Annotated in this window: 17 protein-coding genes and 1 pseudogene; 9 read left to right on the forward strand and 9 right to left on the reverse strand. The window is 67.7% G+C overall.

All coding sequences use genetic code 11. The annotated features are described in order from the left end of the window. Positions 1-146: 146 nt before the first annotated feature. Positions 147-1637 carry a PLP-dependent aminotransferase family protein gene (locus J8I35_RS27310; RefSeq protein WP_209927834.1) on the reverse strand — a complete coding sequence of 497 codons (1491 nt, stop codon included), beginning with the start codon at positions 1635-1637 and terminating at the stop codon, positions 147-149. 123 nt (positions 1638-1760) lie between these two features. Between J8I35_RS27310 and J8I35_RS27315 the strand changes: the two genes are divergently transcribed. Further along, positions 1761-2399, forward strand: coding sequence for an FMN-binding negative transcriptional regulator (locus J8I35_RS27315; RefSeq protein WP_050016249.1), 639 nt, complete (start codon positions 1761-1763; stop codon positions 2397-2399). Positions 2400-2452: 53 nt separating this feature from the next. Here J8I35_RS27315 and J8I35_RS27320 read toward each other — a convergent pair whose 3' ends face one another. Next, entirely contained in the window at positions 2453-3034 is a 582-nt protein-coding gene (locus J8I35_RS27320) for a thioredoxin family protein (protein ID WP_050016247.1), read from the reverse strand. A 226-nt stretch (positions 3035-3260) separates the two neighbouring features. On the opposite strand from J8I35_RS27320, the gene J8I35_RS27325 reads away from it, so the two are divergent. Both J8I35_RS27325 and J8I35_RS27330 read left to right on the forward strand, forming a co-directional pair. Next, positions 3261-4001: a response regulator gene (locus J8I35_RS27325; RefSeq protein ID WP_050016245.1), complete on the forward strand. Its 741-nt coding sequence runs from the start codon at positions 3261-3263 to the stop codon at positions 3999-4001. Further along, positions 3998-5320, forward strand: a complete 1323-nt coding sequence (locus J8I35_RS27330; RefSeq protein WP_050016244.1) for an ATP-binding protein — start codon at positions 3998-4000, stop codon at positions 5318-5320. Before J8I35_RS27325 ends, J8I35_RS27330 begins: the two co-directional genes overlap by 4 nt. 62 nt (positions 5321-5382) lie before the next feature. On the opposite strand, the gene J8I35_RS27335 is transcribed toward J8I35_RS27330, so the two are convergent. The 3 genes from J8I35_RS27335 to J8I35_RS27345 form a co-directional block, all read right to left on the reverse strand. Continuing rightward, complete coding sequence (locus J8I35_RS27335) at positions 5383-6117, reverse strand: metallophosphoesterase family protein (protein ID WP_209927836.1); 735 nt, start codon at positions 6115-6117, stop codon at positions 5383-5385. Between the two features lie 100 nt (positions 6118-6217). Next, on the reverse strand, positions 6218-6754 hold the full coding sequence (locus J8I35_RS27340) for a GNAT family protein (protein WP_124556302.1): 537 nt from the start codon (positions 6752-6754) through the stop codon (positions 6218-6220). A 12-nt stretch (positions 6755-6766) separates the two neighbouring features. Continuing rightward, positions 6767-7405: a LysE family translocator gene (locus tag J8I35_RS27345; RefSeq protein ID WP_209927838.1), complete on the reverse strand. Its 639-nt coding sequence runs from the start codon at positions 7403-7405 to the stop codon at positions 6767-6769. 303 nt (positions 7406-7708) lie between these two features. On the opposite strand from J8I35_RS27345, the gene J8I35_RS27350 reads away from it, so the two are divergent. The 3 genes and pseudogenes from J8I35_RS27350 (at position 7709) to J8I35_RS27360 (ending at position 11798) form a co-directional block, all read left to right on the forward strand. Then, on the forward strand, positions 7709-8902 hold the full coding sequence (locus tag J8I35_RS27350) for a porin (protein WP_209927840.1): 1194 nt from the start codon (positions 7709-7711) through the stop codon (positions 8900-8902). 96 nt (positions 8903-8998) lie between these two features. Then, positions 8999-9430: pseudogene (locus J8I35_RS27355) on the forward strand (GFA family protein). Between the two features lie 442 nt (positions 9431-9872). Then, positions 9873-11798: an SMP-30/gluconolaconase/LRE-like region family protein gene (locus J8I35_RS27360; protein ID WP_050016234.1), complete on the forward strand. Its 1926-nt coding sequence runs from the start codon at positions 9873-9875 to the stop codon at positions 11796-11798. Between the two features lie 13 nt (positions 11799-11811). On the opposite strand, the gene J8I35_RS27365 is transcribed toward J8I35_RS27360, so the two are convergent. Next, complete coding sequence (locus J8I35_RS27365; RefSeq protein WP_209927842.1) at positions 11812-13980, reverse strand: TonB-dependent siderophore receptor; 2169 nt, start codon at positions 13978-13980, stop codon at positions 11812-11814. A 400-nt stretch (positions 13981-14380) separates the two neighbouring features. Here J8I35_RS27365 and J8I35_RS27370 point away from each other — a divergent pair, with 400 nt between their 5' ends. Beyond that, positions 14381-14827, forward strand: a complete 447-nt coding sequence (locus J8I35_RS27370) for a hypothetical protein (RefSeq protein ID WP_050016231.1) — start codon at positions 14381-14383, stop codon at positions 14825-14827. Between the two features lie 122 nt (positions 14828-14949). Here the strand turns inward: J8I35_RS27370 and J8I35_RS27375 are convergent, their stop codons facing one another. Together J8I35_RS27375 and J8I35_RS27380 are read right to left on the reverse strand one after the other, a co-directional pair. Continuing rightward, on the reverse strand, positions 14950-15915 hold the full coding sequence (locus J8I35_RS27375) for a PDR/VanB family oxidoreductase (protein WP_209927844.1): 966 nt from the start codon (positions 15913-15915) through the stop codon (positions 14950-14952). Next, positions 15912-16991, reverse strand: a complete 1080-nt coding sequence (locus J8I35_RS27380) for an aromatic ring-hydroxylating dioxygenase subunit alpha (RefSeq protein WP_050016227.1) — start codon at positions 16989-16991, stop codon at positions 15912-15914. The genes J8I35_RS27375 and J8I35_RS27380 overlap by 4 nt, the downstream gene beginning before the upstream one ends. Before the next feature lie 202 nt (positions 16992-17193). Here J8I35_RS27380 and J8I35_RS27385 point away from each other — a divergent pair, with 202 nt between their 5' ends. Beyond that, entirely contained in the window at positions 17194-17682 is a 489-nt protein-coding gene (locus tag J8I35_RS27385) for a MarR family winged helix-turn-helix transcriptional regulator (RefSeq protein WP_050016226.1), read from the forward strand. A 66-nt stretch (positions 17683-17748) separates the two neighbouring features. Here J8I35_RS27385 and J8I35_RS27390 read toward each other — a convergent pair whose 3' ends face one another. Continuing rightward, positions 17749-18495, reverse strand: coding sequence for a TetR/AcrR family transcriptional regulator (locus J8I35_RS27390; protein WP_050016225.1), 747 nt, complete (start codon positions 18493-18495; stop codon positions 17749-17751). A 171-nt stretch (positions 18496-18666) separates the two neighbouring features. Between J8I35_RS27390 and J8I35_RS27395 the strand changes: the two genes are divergently transcribed. Further along, positions 18667-19848, forward strand: coding sequence for an isovaleryl-CoA dehydrogenase (locus J8I35_RS27395; RefSeq protein WP_124556307.1), 1182 nt, complete (start codon positions 18667-18669; stop codon positions 19846-19848). Positions 19849-19863 lie beyond the last annotated feature (15 nt).

A 19863-nucleotide genomic window follows, 5' to 3' on the forward strand; every position in this document is an offset into this window, starting at 1 on the left:
TCTCAGCGCAACGTTTACAACCACTCCTTCCACAAAACAAAAATGCCCTTCGGTCGCTTAACTGAACGGCATTACCGTTTGCTTGCAGGATTTACAGACGATTACGTTTGTTGCCCGCCGCGAACCTTTTACCGCGCGCGGGGCCGCTATTCCGCCGACGAAACGACGTCCGCGAGCCGCTGCGCGGCCGCTTCCATCTGCGCGCGGTCGAACCCGCCGAAGCCGAGCACGAGCCCGGCGCGCGCCGTGCCGGGCGCGAACATCGGCGACACCGCACGCACCGCGACACCGGCCCGGGCGGCGCGCGCGACCACGTCGAGATCGTCGATCCCTTGCGCGAGCCACAGCACGACGTGCATCCCCTGGTCGCCCGGCTGTACCCACGCGCGTTCGCGCGGCAGGCGCGCGCCGAGCGTGGCGATCAGCAGCGCGCGCTGTTCCGCATAGACGCCGCGCACGCGACGGATGTGGCGATCGAGATGACCTTCGGCGATGAACGCGGCGAGCACGTGCTGGTCGGCGGTGGGCGCATGGCGGTCCATCAGCACGCGCGCGCCGCAGAACGCGGGTACGAGATCGTCGGGGGCGATCACGTAGCCGAGCCGCAGCGACGGAAACAGGATCTTGCTGAAGGTGCCGAGATAGATCACGCGGTCGGGCGCGAGACCTTGCAGCGACGGGAACGGATAGCCTTCGTAGCGCAATTCGCTGTCGTAGTCGTCTTCGACGACCCAGGCGCGATGCGCGCGCGCCCATGCCAGCAGCGCATTGCGCCGCGCCATGCTCAACGGCATGCCGAGCGGGTACTGGTGCGACGGCGTGACGAATGCGGCGCGCGCATCGGGGGCGACGCGGATGCCGGCGTCGACGTCGAGGCCGTCCGCGTCGACCGGCACGCGCACCATCGCATCGCGTCGCCCGGTGCTGTCGAGCAGCGCGGTGATGCCGCGATAGGCCGGATTCTCGACCCACGCGCGGTCGTTTGCGCCGAGCAGCACCTGGCTCGCGAGATGCAGCCCTTGCTGCGTGCCGCTCGTGATCACGACCTGGCTCGCATCGCAGCGCACCGAGCGCGACCGGCGCACGTAATCGGCGATCGCTTCGCGCAGCGGCAGCGCGCCTTGCGGGTCGGCATAGCCGGACGGCGCGCCGGCGCCGCGGGCGCGCAGGCGATTGCCGAGCCGGCGCCAGATGTCGTCGGGCGCGGTGAGGCCGACCGGCACCGAGATCGCGAACGGCATGGCCGGCAGCGGACTGAATTCGCGGGCGATCCGCGCGAAGGTGGCGGCCGGCTCGGGCAGGCCGTCGCGCGCCGGGTGCTGGCGGCTGTCAGCGGGAGCGGGTTCGTCGACGGGCGGCGGTTCCGCGAGTGCGTTCGCGACCCGCGTGCCCGCGCCGCCGCGCGATTCGAGAAAGCCTTCGGCGATGAGTTGCGCATACGCGTCGACGACGGTACCGCGGGCGACCTGCAGCGATGCCGCCAGCAACCGCGTGGACGGCAGCGCGTCGCCGGGCCGGACGTCGCCGCTGCGCACCGCGTCGCGCAGCGCCTGCGCGAGCTGGCGGCTCAGGTCGCCGGCCGCGCGGTCGAGCGTGCCGAGCGACGGGATTTCGACGATCCGGGCCGTTCTTGCCATGATTCTGGTCTTCTAAAATTGTGTCAAACCGGCTCTACAGAATAAACCAGTTTCGGCTCACAATCGACGCATGACGGGCCAACGCCCGCACCCATTCCCACCCCGCACGACTGTGGAGCCGACATGTACGTCCCCGCCGATTTCAACGAACCCAATCCCGACGTGCTGCGCGAACTGATCGTGCAGCACCCGTTCGGCAGCCTGATCACGCACGGCAGGAGCGGGCTCGACGCGAACCACCTTCCGTTCGAGCTGATGCCCGACGACGGCGGGCTCGGCGAACTGCATGCGCACGTCGCGCGCGCGAATCCGGTCTGGCAGGACGTCGCGGACGGCGACGAGGTGCTCGTGATCTTCCGCGCCGGCGACGCGTACATTTCGCCGAACGGGTATCCGAGCAAGCACGTCGCGCACCGGCAGGTGCCGACGTGGAACTACCGCGTCGTGCATGCGTACGGCCGCATCACGGTGCGCGACGACGAGAAGTTCGTGCGCGGCGTGGTCGCACGGCTGACGCGCACGCACGAGGCGTCGCAGCCGGTGCCGTGGAAGATGGGCGACGCGCCGAAGGACTATATCGACACGATGCTGCAATCGATCGTCGGGCTGCAGATCGAGATCACGCGGTTCGTCGGCAAGCGCAAGCTCGGGCAGAACAAGGCCGAGGCCGATATCCGCGGCGCCGGCGAAGCGCTGGTCGCGGACGGGAAGCGCGCGATCGGGGAAGCGATGCTGGCCGAAGCCGACGCGAAGCGCACTTGAGCGTATGAGAGCCACGGCGTGCGGGCGAGCATCGCGCCCGCACGCCGCACCGGTCACTGCGTGCGCGTCGAACCCTTCGCCTCTTCGCCCGCCTGCGCGAGGGCGCTCCGAATCGCTGCCTCCGTCTTGTCGTATCCGCCCTCGCCATACCGCGTATAGACGATCTTGCCGTTCGCATCGATCAGGTACAGCGCGGGCCAGTACTGGTTGCCGTACGCGCGCCACGTGTCGTAGTGGTTGTCCTGCGCGACCGGATAGCGGATGTCGAAGCGCTTGATCGCATCGGCGACGTTCTTCGCGTCGCGTTCGAACGGGTATTCCGGCGTATGCACGCCGACCACGACGAGCCCCTGGTCGCGATATTTCCGATACCAGTCGTTCACGTACGGGATCGTATGAATGCAGTTGATGCACGAGTACGTCCAGAAATCGACGAGCACGACCTTGCCGCGCAACTGGTCGAGCGTCAGCGGCGGGCTGTTGTGCCAGCGGTCGATGCCGGTGAAAGCGGGCGCCGCCATGCCGGCCGGCGACGCCTGGATGCCTGCGTCGTCGCGGGTGCCGGCGAACGCGGCGAGCCCGGCCGTGGCGGCGAGGGCGAGGACGAGGGCGGCGGTCTTGAGTCGGGGCAGCATGGCGTTCTCCTGATCTTTGGGGCCGCGGCGCGAGGGCGGCGGCCCGACGTGTTTCGACAGGCCCCATTAGGCGGCGCCGACGTATCTGCGATGTGTCCGGCCCGTCGCGCGTGTGCAATGTTGTGTGTCGTCGCGGTTGCGCGATACATTGGGATACAAACGCGTGCCCGCCGTGCGGTATAAAAGCGGACATCGCCCGCCCGAACCCCGATACCGCCCCCGACTCATGGACAAGATCGACCACGTGCTGATCGTCGACGACGATCGCGCGATCCGCGAACTGATCGCGGACTACCTCGAGAAAAACGGCATGCGCGTGTCGCTCGCCGCGAACGGCCGAGAGATGCGCAACGTGCTGGACGACGGCGCGCCCGACCTGATCGTGCTCGACCTGATGCTGCCCGGCGAGGACGGCCTGACGCTGTGCCGCGACCTGCGCGCCGGCAAGTTCCGCACGGTGCCGGTGCTGATGCTGACCGCACGCGGCGAGGAAACCGACCGCATCATCGGCCTCGAGATGGGCGCCGACGACTACCTGGCCAAGCCGTTCGCGGTGCGCGAGCTGCTCGCGCGGATCCGCTCGGTGCTGCGCCGCGCGCGCATGCTGCCGCCCGGCATGCAGGTGACGGAAACGGCCGCGCTGCTCGCGTTCGGCGAATGGCAACTCGACACGACCGGGCGCCACCTGCTCGACGCCGAAGGGACGCTGGTCGCGCTCAGCGGCGCCGAATACCGGCTGCTGCGCGTGTTTCTCGACAACCCGCAGCGCGTGCTGACGCGCGACCAGTTGCTGAATCTCACGCAAGGGCGGCAGTCCGACCCGTTCGACCGCTCGATCGACCTGCTCGTGAGCCGGTTGCGCCAGCGTCTGCGCGACGGCGCGCGCGAACCGCGCTACATCAAGACGCTGCGCAACGAGGGCTACGTGTTCTCGTCGACCGTCACCGCCGTCGACGGTACGCCATGAGCGCGCGCACGCCGTGGCATTGGCCGCGTTCGCTGTTCGCGCGGCTCGCGCTGATCCTGTGCGTGGGCCTCGCGCTCGCGCAGACGCTGTCGTTCTGGCTCACCGTGACCGAGCGCGACCAGGCGACCACGAACCTGATGATGGGCTACATCGAGCGCGAGGTCGCCAGCTCGGTCGCACTGCTCGACCATCTGCCGCCCGCCGAGCGCGCTGCGTGGCTGCCGCGCCTTGCGCGGCGCAGCTATGCGTTCATCCTCGGGCCCGGGCAAACCGGCACGCCGCCGGAAGCGCGGCTGTCGGCGCGCGTCGAGCGCTCGATCTCGGACGGCATCGGCGGCGACTATCCGCTGACCGCGAATTCGATCCCCGGCGACAGCGAACATCTGCAGGTGCATCTGCGGCTGACCGACGGCTCGCCGCTGACGATCGACATCCATCCGATGTCGACGGTGCCGCTGTCGGGCTGGCTGCCGGCCGTGCTCGTGGTGCAGCTCGCGGTGCTGGCCGCGTGCTGCTGGCTCGCGGTGCGGCTCGCGACGCGGCCGCTCAAGCAGCTCGCGCAGGCCGCCGACGCGCTCGGGCCGGACCTGAAGGGCGAGCGGCTGAACGAAGACGGGCCGTCGGAAGTCGCGCGCGCCGCGCGGGCGTTCAACGCGATGCAGGACCGCATCGCGCAGTACATGGCCGAACGCATGCAGATCCTCGCGTCGATCTCGCACGATCTGCAGACGCCGATCACGCGGATGCGGCTGCGCGTCGACGTGATGGACGACGACACGCAGGGCGCGAAGCTGCGCCAGGACCTGCTGGAGATGGAGCATCTGGTGAAGGAGGGCGTCGCGTATGCGCGCACGCTGCACGGCACCGAGGAAGCCGCGCGCCGCATCGATCTCGATGCGCTGCTCGACAGCATCGTGTACGACTACACGGATGCGGGGCAGGACGTCGCGCTGCACAGCCATGCGCCGCTCGCGCTCGTCACGCGGCCGAAGGCGCTGCGCCGCATCGTCGGCAACCTCGTCGACAACGCACTGAAGTTCGCGGGCACGGCCGAGATCGACGTGCGGGCGGCGCCGGACGGCGGCGCGGTGATCGCGGTGCTCGACCGCGGGCCCGGCATTCCGGACGATCAGCTCGACGCGGTGTTCGAGCCGTTCAGGCGCGTGGAGACGTCGCGCAATCGCGATACGGGCGGCACGGGGCTCGGCCTCGCGATCGCGCGGCAACTCGCGCTTGCGATGGGCGGCACGCTCACGCTGAACAACCGGACGGACGGCGGCGGGCTCGAAGCGCGGCTGACGCTGAGGAACGCGGGGTGATGCGCTGGTGTTGCAGGCGTCGAAGCCGCGCGAGGGGCGGATGACGAGCCGGGACGCGCGCGTCAGCAGCGGCCGGTGCGCAGCGCGACCGCCCAGTCGTCGCGTCCGCGCGACGCCGCGATCGCGGCGGCCGTGTGCCAGTCGTATTCGACCGCATGGAATTCGACGTTCCAGCCGGCCGCCGTGCGCGACACCGTCGCGTAGCGCGCATGCGGCGAGCCCGTCTCGATGCGGTGCGGATGCGGCAGGCCGTCCGCGTACGCCTGCAGCCCGACGCTGCCCGGATTGACGATCAGCCGGCCGTCGTCGAGCTTCGCGGTGCGCGGCACGTGCGTGTGGCCGCACAGGATCAGCGAGGCCGCCGTGTCGCCGGCGCGTTGCGCGATTTCGTCGGGCGTGGCCGCGCGGCAGCCGTCGGGCGTGACGGTTTCGAGGAAATAGACGAGGTCGCTGGCCGGCGTGCCGTGCACCATCAGCACGTCGCCGTCGAGCGTCAGGCGTTCGGGCAGCGCGGCGATCCACGTGCGGTGGTCGGCGCGCAGCGTGTCATGCGCCCAGCGATCCGACAGTCCCATCGCGTCGCGCTCGTGCGTCAGCAGTTGCCGTTCATGATTGCCCTTGATGGTCGGCAGGTCGAGCGCGATCAGGCGATCGGCCGTCTCGGCCGGATGGAGCGCGCCCGACAGGATGTCGCCGAGGTTGACGATCACGTCGGCGCCGCGGCGGCGGACGTCGTCGAGCACCGCGTCGAGCGCGGCGAGATTGCCGTGGATGTCGGACAGCGCGGCGATTTTCATGGCGGCAAGGCGATGTGGGGAACGGCGATTGTCGCCAATTCGGCGCGGGGCGTCCAATTGCGTCGCGGCATCGGCGCGTGACGCGCGGCGCGGTGGCGCGTCAGTCGGTCGCGAGCCGCGCGTACATCGCGAAATCGCCCGGCGTGCCGCGCACCATCTTGTAGGCGCGCAGCAGCCCTTCGTAGCGGTAGCCGCACTTCTGCAGCACGCGCGCGGAGCCCGCGTTGCGGGTCAGCACGACGGCCTGCATGCGGTTGAAGCCGCCTTCGTCGAATGCCCACGCGGTGACGGCGTCGCACACCGCGCTCGCGATGCCGCGCCCCCAGTGCGATGGCGCGAGGTCGTACGCGATCTCCGCCGAACGGTTCACGGTGGACACCGTATGCAACCCGACCGTCCCGGCGAGTGCGCCCGAAGCGGTGTCGACGATCGCGAGACGCCGGATCGAATCGGGATCGGTCGATTCGATGTTGTCGAACAGCGGCAGCAGATCGTCGGGCGAGCGCAGGTTCCAGCTCGTGTGGCGGAAAACGTCGGGGTTCGACAGGTACGCGTACCACGCGTCGAGGTCCGCGCGTTCGAGTTGCCGGAGCGACAGGCCGGGGAATCCGGCGCCCGGCGGCGCGGCGACTCTCATCGAACCGGGCGCCTACGCGGCATGGCGCCGGTACAGCGCGAGCGAACCGGCGAGCGCGAGCAGCATCGCGCCGCACGTGCGTTCGAGCCACAGCGCGCCCGAGCGCTTCAGCAGCCGCACCGCGCGTGCGCCGAGCAGCGCGTAGCCGAACATCACGACGCCGTCGAGCAGCGCGAACGTGAGGGCGAGCGCGACGTACTGCGGCGCGAGCGGCGCGGATGGATCGAGGAACTGCGGCAGGAACGCGGAGAAGAACAGATAACCCTTCGGGTTCGTCACCGCGGTCAGGAAGCTTTTCGCGAAGATCGACGCGTTGCGTTCGGACGCCGTACCCGCGCCGCGCTGCGCCGCCGCGACATCGAGCGATCCCTTCGACATCAGCAGCCGGATGCCGACATACGCGAGATAGGCGGCGCCGAGCCACTTCACGACCGAGAACCAGAACGCCGACGCCATCAGCAGCGCGCCGAGGCCGAGCGCGACCGCGACGATCAGCACGAAGTCGGACAGCATCGCGCCCGCGAAACCGTAGGCCGCGCGGCGCACGCCGTAGCGCGAGCCGTTGGTCAGCGCGAGCAGCACGGTCGGGCCGGGCGTCGCGATGCCGACGAACGCGACAGCGGCGAAGATCAGCAGGGTCGTTTCACGCATGAAGGAGTTCCCGGTTGAAGGCGCGCAGCCGATTATCGTCCGCGTCGCCCCGCGCTGTACAGGCGCGGCGACCGCGCTCCCGGCCGGTCTCAGACTATCTCAATTTTGACAAGAAACTGTTGTCATTATTCCGCTTTGGAAAGGAACCGGTTCCAACTACCATACCGGCCGCAGCGGGCATGCCCGCCCGTCGTCGCGCGCGGACGTCGCCGGTCTCGCACCGCCGGCGGATGTCGGCGTCCGTGCGCGCTACTCGCCACAGCCAGCCAGAACAACGGGTTCACCGCCCGGAGACAACCAACCATGAACAAGCAACTGATCGCAGCGCCGCTGCTGCTCTCGCTCGCCGGTGTCGCCGCCGCGCAAAGCTCCGTCACGCTGTACGGCATCGTCGACGCGGGCGTGACCTATCGCAGCAACGAACGGGTCGGCTCGGCCGGCGCGTACACCGGGCATTCGAGCGTCGGGCTCACGACCGGCAACCTGTCCGGCAGCCGCTGGGGCATCAAGGGTTCCGAGGGTCTCGGCGGCGGGATGCGCGCGCTGTTCGTCCTCGAGAACGGCTTCGACATCACCAACGGCACGTCGGGCCAGGGCGGCCGCCAGTTCGGCCGGCAGGCGTTCGTCGGCGTCGGCAGCGACCGCTACGGCACGATCACGCTCGGCCGCCAATACACGTCGCTCGACGACTTCGTGAGTCCGGTCGGCCCGTCGTCGTTCATCGGCGGCTTCGGCGCGCACCCGGGCGACATCGACGATCTCGACCAGACCGCGCGCGTCGACAGTTCGATCAAGTACACGAGCGCGAACTACGCGGGCTTCACGTTCGGCGCACTGTACGGCTTCGGCGGCCAGCCGGGCAGCATGAAGCAGCGCAACACGTGGAGCGTCGGCGCCGCGTACGCGGCCGGGCCGCTGCGCGTGGGCGTCGGCTACGAGCGCTCGGACAACAGCAAGACGGGCGCGACCGATCCGACGGCGGGCAAGTGGCAGAGCACCGACGACGGCCTGTTCAATTCGTCGATCAACGAAGGCTATGCGAGCGCGCAGTCGCAGCAGGTGATCGCGACCGGCGCGACGTACGACTTCGGTCCGGCCGTCGTCGGGGTGAACTACAGCAACGTGCAGTACCGCAGCGGCGCGCAGTCGCTGTTCTCCGGGCATGCGACGTTCAACGTCGCGGGCGTGTTCACGCGCTGGAACGTGCAGCCGCAGACGCAACTGTTCGCCGGCTACAGCTACACGCGCGGCAGCGACGTCGACGGCATCGACAACCGCGCGCAGTATCACAACGTCACGCTCGGCGCCGTCTACGACCTGTCGAAGCGCACCAGCGTGTATCTGCTCGGCGCGTACCAGCATGCGTCCGGCACGACGCTCGACGCGCTCGGCCGACCGGTGGCCGCGACCGCATCGGTGTCCGACAAGGCGAACGGTCACTCGTCCGATTCGCGCTCGCAGGCGATCGTGAGCCTCGGGCTGCGCCAGAAGTTCTGACGCACGGTCGTTGCGCGTGCAACGGGGCCCGCGGCCGAGGTGAGCCCCGTTGCATGCATGCTCCTATACTGTCGCCTCCCTTTTCGAGGAGACGACATGACCCGAACGCTTTCCGCGCGCTGCCTGTGCGGTGCCGTGACCGTCACGCTGCGCGGCTAGCCGGCCGCGCGGGCGACCTGTCATTGCGCGACCTGCCGCGATTTCTACGGCACGCCGATGCTGTCCGCGACCGCATGGCCGCCGGAGCAGGTGACGATCGACGGCGGCCACGCGACGTTTCCGCACCCGTCGAAGTCGATGGCGCGCACGTGGTGCGCAGCGTGCGGCGAGATCGTGTTCGGGACGAACCGGCTCGGCATGCGTGTCGTGCCGAACAGCCTGACCGCGCGGGCGCACGGCGGGCCATTGCCGGGCGACCTGCAGCCGACGATGCACCTGTTTTACCGGCAACGCGTGCTCGACGTCGTCGATGCGCTGCCGAAATACGTCGACGGCTGGGACGGCCCGACGCTCGATCCGGCGAACTGAACATCGCCGCCGCGTGCCGGTACGGCCGGCGCGCGGCCTTCCCCTCCGCATTCCTCTTTCCTTCCTGTTTTCCCTTCCGTGCCCGAAATCGCGAAAAGCCGATCGCGCCGCACAATAATTTTTCTCTTTCATTTTAATTTCGATTTGTAATAATCGAAAAGAATTCCGGGATGAAAAGGCAATACGGCATGTCAGAAAAAATGACGTATTTGTATTGGATGACCCGGAAGAAAGTGCCGGGGAATGCGCCGGAATCGTGCGGCTGGCAGGTCGTCGCGGCGCGGTTTCGAAGATTTTTCGATCGTTGACGAAAAAGCGCCAGACGCCAAAAGGCGTGGAGTGAATAATTCGGGGGACGGCGAATGCGCATTTGCCGGAATCACCAATATTTCATGCGCCGCGATTTACAGTGTCGACCATTGTTCGTCTGGGAGCATTATTCATGTCAATGAAACAAATCCGAGCGGCGTTGCTCGGAATGTGCATCGCGCTGCTGGCGCCGGCAAGCCACGCGCAGGCGCAGTACTCGACCGACTGGCTCGCGAACACGTACGGCACGCTGGCCTCGCACGTCGGCAACGGCGCGCGCTCGATGTGGGTCGCGCCCGAAGGCGTGATCTACACGGCGTCGCGCTGGGACGAGAACGCGGGCGGCGTCGCGATCTACCAGAACGGCCAGCCGCTCGGCACGATCGGCATCCACGACGAATTCCACGGCGGCGCGATCACCGGCAATTCGACGTCGCTGTTCGTCGCGCTCGGCTACAACCGCACGTTCGGCAGCGGCTCGGTGGGTCGCTACAACCGCAGCACGAACCAGCGCGACCTGCGCATCCCGGTCAGCACGTGGACGGGCATCCAGTATGCGGACGTGATCACGGGCCTCGCGACGGGCGGCAACCTGCTGTACGTGAGCGACTTCTACGGCAACCGCGTGCGCGTCTATACGACCGACGGCGTGTGGCAGCGCGACATCGGCGTCACGGGCCCCGGCGCGCTGGCGCTCGATGCGGCCGGCAACCTGTGGGTCGCGCGCAAGAGCGCGGGCGTCGTCGCGCAGTTCAGCGCGACCGGTGCGGCGATGAACACGCTCCAGATGGCGGCCGGCGCGCGGCCGGCGTCGCTGTACTTCGATGCGCCGATGGGCCGGTTGATGGTGGGCGACGAAGGGCCCGACATGAACATCAAGGTGTACGGCGGGCTGCCCGGGATGCCGGTGCAGGTCGGTACGTTCGGCGTGCAGGGCGGCTATCTCGACACGACGACGGGCATCAAGGGGCAGGTCGGCGACAAGCGCTTCACGCGCGTCGCGGCGCTCGGCAAGGATGCGGCCGGCAACCTGTACGTGCTGAACAACGCGTGGGGCGGCGGCTGGGATCTCGGCCGCAACGGCAGCACCGATCTGCATTCGTACAGCCCGGTCGGCACGCTGCAATGGAAGCTGCAGGCGCTGAACTTCGAGGGCATCGCCGCGCCCGATCCCGCGACCGACGGCGCGTTGTTCTTCAGCGGCAACAACGTGTACACAGGCACCGCGGGCGGCACGTTCGTCGCGAACACGATCGACCCGTTCACCTATCCGAAGGACCCGCGCCTCGACATGAACGACTATCAGCGCGGCCAGCACTTCGGCCAGCTCGTGACCGTCGGCGGCAACCGGATCCTCGTCGCGTCGGGCCAGAATCCGGGCAACTTCAACTTCTATTACTTCAACACCGCGAGCGGCTATATCGCGATTCCGGCCGGCTCGCTGCCCGGCAAGCCGTTCAACACGACGCTGCAGGTGACGGCCGGCTTCGACATCGACGGCAACGGCGACGTGTGGGCCGGACTGAACGGCTCCAACGTGATCACGCGCTACCCGATGACGGGCTTCGACGCGACCGGCAAGCCGTCATGGGGCAAGCCGGTGACGACGGCCGTGCCGAGCAGCGTGGCGCCCGTGACGCGCATCCTCTACCAGGCCGACAGCGACACGATGATCCTCGCGCAGGGCCTCGCGGGCAACTGGGACTGGACCGCGATGAACGGGCACATCGAGGTCTATCGCGGCTGGAAGAACGGCAACACGAGCACCCCGAACCCGGTGATCAACCTGACGAGCGCGAACCCGAAATCGATCGCGGCGGCCGGCCACTACCTGTTCGTCGGCTATGTGCACACCGTGCCGAACATCGACGTATTCGACCTGAACACCGGCGCGCTCGTCACGACGCTGACGAACTCGAACGCGTCGGCGATGGACGTCGGCAACGACGTCGACTCGATGTACGGCGTGCAGGCGTACCTGCGCTCGACCGGCGAATACGTGATCACGAAGGACAACTACAACGGCTCGAGCATCGTCGTGTATCGCTGGCGTCCGTGAGCGCGTCAGGCCGTCAGAACGATACCGTCGTCGTCAGCGTGACGAGCCGCGGCTCGCCGACCGCGACGATGAGGTTGCTGCTGCTCGACGGATAGTAGGTCTTGTCGAGCAGGTTCTTCACGTTGAGCTGGAAGCGGGTCGGGAACTTGCCGATCGTCGTTTCGTACGCCGCGAACGCGTCGACGGTCACGTAGCCGGGCAGCGAGAAGCTGTTCGCGGTGTCGCCGGGCCGCGCGCCGACGAGCCGCGCGCCGCCGCCGAAGCGCCAGCGCCCGGGCAGGTTCGCGATGGCCGTGTCGTACACCGCGAACAAGCTGCTCGTGTGGCGCGCGACGTTGACGAGCGGCGTGTTGCTGTCGCGATCGTTCGCGTTCGTATACGCATAGCTGCCGATCACGCTCAGGTGGCGCGTGATCTGCCCGGCGACGTCCAGCTCGATCCCGCGCGAGCGCGCGGTGCCGATCGTCGACGTGATGTCGCCAACCGTGACCGCGACGTTGCGCTTGTCGATCTGGTAGACGGCGAGCGTGCCCGTGATCGCGGGCTTCAGGCTGAACTTCAGCCCGGCCTCGAGCACGCGGCCGTATTCCGGCGCGAGCGGCGCCGCGACGTTCGACGCGACGTTCGGCTTGAACGACCGGCTCACGTTCGCGTAGGCGGTCAGCGCCGGCGTCAACGCATACGCGAGCCCGAACTGCGGCAGCCAGACGCTGCCGCGCGAGCGGTCGGCGAACACGAACGGCCGGCCCATCCCCGATTCCTGCTGCCAGTTTTCCCAGCGCAGCCCGCCGACCGCAGTGAGGCGATCGGTGATCTTCACCGAGTCCTGCACGATCGTCGAATACGCATGCACGACCGAGCGCGAATCGCTCTGCTTCGGATTCGGCACGCCGCCGGGCGCGAGCAGGTCGTACGCGGGATCGTAGAGATTGAAGCCCGTCGTCGCCTTGCCGCGGATCGTGTCGCCGCGGAAGCTGCGCTGCCGCTCGTATTCGCCGCCGACGTAGATCGCGTGTTGCATGCCCGCGAGCGTCACGTTGCCGAGCAGGCCGAGCGTCGCGATCTGGTCCGAATCGTTGCGCCCGAGGTTCGCATCGGACGAGCGCGTGAGCGCGCCGGTCCTGCTGTTGAACGCGGTGGCGCGGGTGATGTATTGGTCGTAACGGTCGCGGCCCCAGCCGTAGGTCGCGCGTACGCGCCATGCATCGGAGAAGCGGTGCTCGATGCGCGTACGCAGCGTTTCCTGGATGCCGCTGCTTTGCGACCACGCTTCCTCGTAGCGGCGATAGCGCAGCGCATCATCGAGCTGGCCGTTGACGAGCACGGTGCCGCGGTCGAACGGCATCGTGTAGTCGACGTACTGGTAGCTGACGTCGATCGACGTGTTCGCGTCGTGCCACGACAGCGCGGGCGCGATCAGCGCATTGCGTTCGCGGCCGAAGCTGCGCCAGTAGCGGCTGGTGTCGTATTCGCCGGTCAGCCGGAATGCGAGCGTGCCGCCCGCGATCTGGCCGGGTTTGCCGAGCGGCCCCGTGAGATCGAACTGGGCGGTGCTGCCGCCGTGGTTCGTGCGCGACGCGGAGATCGAACCGCCGAACGTGTCTTCCGGCTTGCGCGTGACGAGATTGATCACGCCGCCCGGGTCCTGCATCCCGTACAGCAGCGAAGCGGGGCCCTTCAGCACTTCGACGCGATCGATCGTCGCGAGATAGCTGTGCAGCACCGGCGTGCGCACGCCGTCGACCAGCACCGAGCCGTCGTTGTTGGACCCGAAGCCGCGCTTGATGAACGCGTCGCGCGTGCCGCCGAGCGTGTTCGTCTGCGTGACGCCGCTGATGTTGCCGAGCACGTCGTCGAGCGAGCGCGCCTGCTGGTCCTGCATCACGCTGCTGCTGACCACCGCGACCGATTGCGGAATCTCCTTCAGTGGACGGTCGTCGCCGCCCGCGATGCTCGTCGTGCGCGGCTGATAGCCGATCGTCGGATCGACGGTGGCCGATGCATTGACGCTGATCGCCGGGAGTTCGTGTTCGGCGGCGGTCGCCGGAGCCGGTGCGGGGGCAACGGGTTCGGCGCCGGCCGCATGCGCGCCGGTCGCGGCGCACAGGGTGAGCAGGGCAGGCAGGCGCGTGTGCCACGGACGCGGGGTCCGGACACGGCAGGGCGTTCGACGGGATGGCATGAATCGAGGCGGGAAGAGGAGTGCTGAGGATCGTGGCGCGGGCCGCGGCGTTGCGTTGCGTCAGGACGCGCATGATATATGTAATGAGAACCATTTGCAATTGTAATGGGGCGACCGGGCAACGCTTGGCCCTGGGTTGCCGGCCTGTCGGCCGTCTGCTACCGTAGCGGCCAAAATCAGACGCAGTGAAATTCAACGAGAGAGCCGGGGGCCGCACCATGTCATCTTCCTGTCACGTCGCGCTCGGCGCGACGCCACGCACCGCGCACGACCGCGCGGGCGACGAAGTGATCGCAGCCGTGTACCGCCATTCGAACGATTAAAGCGACGCAAGCGCATTCAGCCGGCGTTGCGCCGGGCTTCGATCATTTCAACCACCACGCTAGACGGGAGACCACCCTTGAAGAAGATTTCCGCGCCGTTCGCGGCGGCCGCGCTTGCGGCCTGCGCGCTGCTGACGGGCGTTCACCAGGCCGCGTGTGCGGCTTCGAACGCCGAACCTGCGATCGACGCGCACTACGGCGCGATGATCGAGGCGTATACGCAGGACATGGCCGCCGCGAAGGCGAAATACGACGGCAAGCGCGTCACGTTCGTCGGCGCCGTGATCCGGATGGGCAGCGACCCGGGCGGCACGTACTTCGGCGCGCTGACGGCCGACGGCGAGCAGTTCGACACGCATTTCGACGTGGCCGACCAGGACGCGCTGAAGCCGAAATTCCCCGGCGGCGAGATCAAGCCGTTCGTCACGTCGGCGGCGTTCCGGTTCAGTTGCGTGAACGAAGGCTATGTCGATGCGCCGGTGCTGCCGGGGTTGAAGCTGTCGCATTGCCGGCTCGCCGATTGAGCTGACTGAGCGATGGGCGCGGGGCGGCGTGCGATGGTTGGGCGGGTTCGGGTTGCAGCACCATCGATCGTCTTCGTTATCGTGGGGTCGGCCGCCGCGTGTCGGGCGGTCCGACTACCGATCTACAGATCGAGCACCAGCAGGTTGGTGCGCGATCGCGAGCAGCACGGCATGAACTGGTCGCCGGCCGCTTTTTCGTCGTCGGTCAGATACGCATCGCGATGATCGGGCTCGCCTTCGAGCACGCGGGTCAGGCAGGTGCCGCACACGCCTTGCTCGCACGACGTCAGCACGTCGACACCGTTCGCCGCCAGCGCCGCGATCACCGTGCATTCGGCCGGCACGTCGATCACCTTGCCGCTGCTCGCGATCCTGACCTGGAATGCACGATCAGCGCCGGACGATGCGACCGCGCCGCCGAAGAACTCATAGTGCAGCCGTGCGTCGGGCCAGTCGCGCTCGCGCGCGGCGTTCAGCACCGCATCCATGAAGCCGCGCGGGCCGCATACGTACAGATGCGTGCCGTCGGGCGCGCCGGCCAGCACAGCAGCCAGATCGAAGCGTTGCGCGGGAGCGCCGTCGTCGACGTGGAAGCGGACGCGATCGCGAAACCCGGCCGCATTGATCCGCTCGACGAAGGCCATGCGATCGGCCGAACGCGCGCAGTAATGCATGTCGAACGGGATGCCGGCCGAGCACAGCCGTTCCGCCATGCTCAGGATCGGCGTGACGCCGATCCCGCCGGCGAGCAACAGATGGTGCGGCGCGTCGGGCGCGAGCGGGAATTGATTGCGCGGCAGGCCGATCCGCACGGTATCGCCTTGCCGGACTTCGTCGTGAATCGCGCGCGACCCGCCGCGGCCGTCGGCCTCGCGCAGCACCGCGATCTGATAGCGATCGCGTTGCGCCGGGTGGTTGCACAGCGAGTACTGGCGCACGAGCCCGCCCGGCAGATGCACGTCGATATGCGCGCCAGCGTCGAAGTGCGGCAACGGCGAGCCGTCGTCGCTGACGAATTCGAAGCCGCAGATGTCGCGCGCTTCCTGCCACTTGCGGGCTACGCGGACCGTCAATGTCGCGCCGCTCATGACGCTTCCCTGACCTGCGCGACCGGAATCGCGGGCCGCTGCGGGCTCGCCGCGTTTTCGGCGGCGAGCAGCCGGTCGATCACCTTGCGCGACAGCACGCCGCCGGCGTCGATGTTGAGCTTGAGCAGCGTGCGCTCGGGCCACTGCTCGAGATTGCGCTGCTGTCGCTCGAGCATCTCGAGATCTTCCGAGAAGATCTTGCCCTGGCCTTCGCGGATCTCGGCGGTCAGCGCGCGATCGTCTGGCCGGAAGTTGCGCGCCATCCCCCAGAAGTACCAGATCGACGTGTCGGTCTCCGGTGTGATGAAGTCGACCACGATCGACGACGCCTTCTTGTGCGCTGGCGCGTCGTAGCCGCCGTGGCCCGCATGCGCGACGCCCACTTCGATCATCACGTGGCTCGGCGGCGTGAAGCGGCAGATCTGCCAGCGGTCGACCGGCACGTCGTCGGCGAGCCCGTTGCCGCGCAGCGCCATCCGCCAGAACGGCGGCGGCATCACGTTCTCCATGAAGCGGCTCGTGACGACCTCGTCGCCATGGCTCACCGTCTTCGGCGGCGCTTCGTCGATTTCCTTCTGGCCGATGCTCGACGCATGCACGTAGGTCTCGTGCGTGAGGTCCATCAGGTTGTCGATCATCAGCCGGTAGTCGCAGCGGATGTGATACAGGCCGCCGCCGTGCGCCCAGGCCGGATCCTCGGCCCACGCCAGCGCGGGCAGTTTGGCGGGATCGGCTTCGGACGCGTCGCCCGGCCACACCCACACGAAGCCGTACCGCTCGACCGCCGGGAAGCTGCGAATCGGCGGGAAACCGCCGACGCGCTGGCCCGGCATGCCGGCCGTCTTGCCGTTGCACCCCATTTCGAGCCCGTGATAGCCGCACACGAGCACGCCGTCGCGCACGAATCCCAGTGACAGCGGCGCGCCGCGATGCGGGCAGAAATCCTCGAGCGCGGCGACCCGGCCGTCCGCCGCGCGGTACAGCACCATCGATTCGTTGCAGATCTTGCGGCCCAGCGGCTTGCCGTCGATTTCATCGGGCGTGCACGCCACGTACCAAGCGTTCTTGAGAAACATGTTCTTTGTCTCCTTCGGGGACGGTGCCGCCGGGGATGCGGCCCGATCTTCATTCCGTACACTGAATGAGATTCAGTGTACTCATTGAGATTGGCGGAAACAAGGCGAGCGGTATACTGGTTTTCCCGGGAAATGGCGCGACGCAGCGCCATGCCGACGGCGCGCGCAACCGGCGTGTGCCGCCTATGTCATCGACTCATTCATGGAAAAAACGAATCCCGCCGACCTGCCGGCTTTCCCGATCGACCTGTACGACGAACCGGGGCACCTGATCCGGCGCGCGCACCAGATCGCGGTCGCGATGTTCTACGAGAAGCTGGGCCGGGACGTGACGCCCGTGCAGTACGCGGTGCTGCGGATGCTCTACGAGAATCCGGGGCTCGACCAGGTGACGCTCGCGCAGCGGGTGGCGCTCGACACGTCGACCACCGCGGATCTCGCGGTCCGGCTCGAAGCGAAAGGATTGATCGTTCGCGAAGTGCTGCCGCGGCGTCAGCGGCGTCTGTTGTTGACGCCGGCGGGCGTCGAGCTGCTCACCCACCTGATTCCGTCGGTGCAGGAACTGCGTGCCGGGCTGTTCGACGGGATGGGCGAAGATGATTCGCAGGAATTGATGCGGCTGTTGCGCAAGTTCGTGCATTTGAACAACGAGCAGAGTCGCGCGCCGCTGCGCGTCAGCGAGGATTCGTAGTGGCGCCGCGCCGTGAGCGACGGCGCAGAGGCTGCGGCGAGGCGGTCGCCGCGCTGCTCATCCGCGTCACGCGCGTGACGCTTCCCCTTCCAGCCGCCGCACCGCTTCCGCCACTTCATTCCTGAAGCGCACCAACGCCGCCTGCTCCGGCGCCGGCGGCTGCATCGCGGCCCACAGCATGTCGATCAACTGCGTGGCCGTCGTTTCCGTATCGAGCTTGCGGTGCCCGAGGATCGCATCCCACAGCACGTGCTCCATCGGCCCGAACACCATCGAGCGCAGCAGGCTCAGCGGCAGATCCGCGCGAACCTGCCCGGCCGCCTGGCCGCGCGCGAGCACGTCCATCAGCGGCGCCGTGTAGCGGCGCTGCAGCGCGGTGAGTTCGTCGCTCAGCGCATGCTGCTTCGCGCGGCCTTCCGACAGCACCAGCGCGCACAGCCCCGTCCCGTTCACGAGCATCAGCCGCAGGTGCGTGCGCACGATGAACGCGAACTGCTGCTGCACCGATGCGTCCCGCGGCATCCCGTGTTCGAACGCGGCGATGATTTCGTCGTACCAGTCGGCGATCACGCGCGCGCACAGCTCGCGCTTGCCACGGAAATAGCTGAACACCGTCGCCTCCGATACGCCCACGCGCTGCGCGATCTCGGCGGCCGTCGCATGCTCGTAACCCTTTTCGGCGAACACTTCACGGCCGGCGCGCAGAATGTCCTGCACGCGCTGCTGGGATTTGCGCCCGGCGGGTGCGCGCGGCGTGTCGGCGCGGTCGGCTTTGGCGGTGGCGGTCATGGTGTCGGCGGGAGCGGCTGTCATGCTCGCATCATATCTGAGTATCACTCAGAAAACTATTGACGCCGAACCCGGCGAGGCGCGAAACTGTGCAAAATTTCCGCTGTATTGGTCAATGAATACCCGTATTCATTCGATTTGAGCGAAACTCAGAAATCGGTGAGTACGACACACTTTCTGGAAGACGGAGGAGACATGATCAACCTGCCCGGCGTGCAATTCATGCTCGGTGAAGACATCGAGATGCTGCGCGACGCCGTCGCGACGTTTGCGGCGAAGGAAATCACGCCGCGCGCGGCGGAGGTCGACCGCACCGACCAGTTCCCGATGGATCTGTGGAAGAAGTTCGGCGATCTCGGCGTGCTCGGCATGACCGTCTCCGAGGAATACGGCGGCGCGAACCTGGGCTACACCGCGCACATGGTCGCGATGGAGGAGATCTCGCGCGCATCGGCGTCGATCGGCCTGTCGTACGGCGCGCACTCGAACCTGTGCGTGAACCAGATCCACCGCAACGGCACCGAAGCGCAAAAGCAGAAATACCTGCCGAAGCTCGTGTCCGGCGAACACATCGGCGCGCTCGCGATGAGCGAGCCGAACGCCGGCTCCGACGTCGTCAGCATGAAGCTGCGCGCGGACAAGCGCGGCGATCGCTACGTGCTCAACGGCACGAAGATGTGGATCACCAACGGCCCCGACTGCGATACGCTCGTCGTCTACGCGAAGACGGACGTCGAAGCGAATTCGCGCGGCATCACCGCATTCATCGTCGAGAAGGGGATGAAGGGCTTCTCGGTCGCGCAGAAGCTCGACAAGCTCGGCATGCGCGGTTCGCACACGGGCGAGCTCGTGTTCCAGGACGTCGAGGTGCCGGAAGAGAACATCCTCGGCCAGTTGAACGGCGGCGTGAAGGTGCTGATGAGCGGCCTCGACTACGAGCGCGCGGTGCTGTCGGGCGGCCCGACGGGCATCATGGCCGCGTGTCTCGACGCGGTGGTGCCGTATATCCACGATCGCAAGCAGTTCGGCCAGTCGATCGGCGAATTCCAGCTGATCCAGGGCAAGGTCGCCGACATGTACACCACGTTCCAGGCGTGCCGCGCGTACCTGTACGCAGTCGGCCGCCATCTCGACTCGGCGGGCAGCGACCACATTCGCCAGGTCCGCAAGGACTGCGCGGGCGTGATCCTCTACACGGCCGAGAAGGCGACGTGGATGGCCGGCGAGGCGATCCAGATCCTCGGCGGCAACGGCTACATCAACGAATACCCGGTCGGCCGCCTGTGGCGCGATGCGAAGCTGTACGAGATCGGCGCCGGCACGAGCGAGATCCGCCGGATGCTGATCGGCCGCGAGCTGTTCGCGGAAACGATGTAACGCCCTACGTCACGC

Source organism: Burkholderia sp. CpTa8-5, from assembly GCF_017815045.1.
In the GTDB taxonomy this organism is placed as follows: Bacteria; Pseudomonadota; Gammaproteobacteria; order Burkholderiales; family Burkholderiaceae; genus Burkholderia; species Burkholderia sola.

Excerpts from the sequence above, each read along its gene's own strand:
- J8I35_RS27310 (WP_209927834.1), bottom strand. The coding sequence starts at position 1,637 with ATGGCAAGAACGGCCCGGATCGTCGAAATCCCGTCGCTCGGCACGCTC.
- J8I35_RS27315 (WP_050016249.1), top strand. The coding sequence starts at position 1,761 with ATGTACGTCCCCGCCGATTTCAACGAACCCAATCCCGACGTGCTGCGC.
- J8I35_RS27320 (WP_050016247.1), bottom strand. The coding sequence starts at position 3,034 with ATGCTGCCCCGACTCAAGACCGCCGCCCTCGTCCTCGCCCTCGCCGCC.
- J8I35_RS27325 (WP_050016245.1), top strand. The coding sequence starts at position 3,261 with ATGGACAAGATCGACCACGTGCTGATCGTCGACGACGATCGCGCGATC.
- J8I35_RS27330 (WP_050016244.1), top strand. The coding sequence starts at position 3,998 with ATGAGCGCGCGCACGCCGTGGCATTGGCCGCGTTCGCTGTTCGCGCGG.
- J8I35_RS27335 (WP_209927836.1), bottom strand. The coding sequence starts at position 6,117 with ATGAAAATCGCCGCGCTGTCCGACATCCACGGCAATCTCGCCGCGCTC.
- J8I35_RS27340 (WP_124556302.1), bottom strand. The coding sequence starts at position 6,754 with ATGAGAGTCGCCGCGCCGCCGGGCGCCGGATTCCCCGGCCTGTCGCTC.
- J8I35_RS27345 (WP_209927838.1), bottom strand. The coding sequence starts at position 7,405 with ATGCGTGAAACGACCCTGCTGATCTTCGCCGCTGTCGCGTTCGTCGGC.
- J8I35_RS27350 (WP_209927840.1), top strand. The coding sequence starts at position 7,709 with ATGAACAAGCAACTGATCGCAGCGCCGCTGCTGCTCTCGCTCGCCGGT.
- J8I35_RS27360 (WP_050016234.1), top strand. The coding sequence starts at position 9,873 with ATGTCAATGAAACAAATCCGAGCGGCGTTGCTCGGAATGTGCATCGCG.
- J8I35_RS27365 (WP_209927842.1), bottom strand. The coding sequence starts at position 13,980 with ATGCCATCCCGTCGAACGCCCTGCCGTGTCCGGACCCCGCGTCCGTGG.
- J8I35_RS27375 (WP_209927844.1), bottom strand. The coding sequence starts at position 15,915 with ATGAGCGGCGCGACATTGACGGTCCGCGTAGCCCGCAAGTGGCAGGAA.
- J8I35_RS27380 (WP_050016227.1), bottom strand. The coding sequence starts at position 16,991 with ATGTTTCTCAAGAACGCTTGGTACGTGGCGTGCACGCCCGATGAAATC.
- J8I35_RS27385 (WP_050016226.1), top strand. The coding sequence starts at position 17,194 with ATGGAAAAAACGAATCCCGCCGACCTGCCGGCTTTCCCGATCGACCTG.
- J8I35_RS27390 (WP_050016225.1), bottom strand. The coding sequence starts at position 18,495 with ATGACAGCCGCTCCCGCCGACACCATGACCGCCACCGCCAAAGCCGAC.
- J8I35_RS27395 (WP_124556307.1), top strand. The coding sequence starts at position 18,667 with ATGATCAACCTGCCCGGCGTGCAATTCATGCTCGGTGAAGACATCGAG.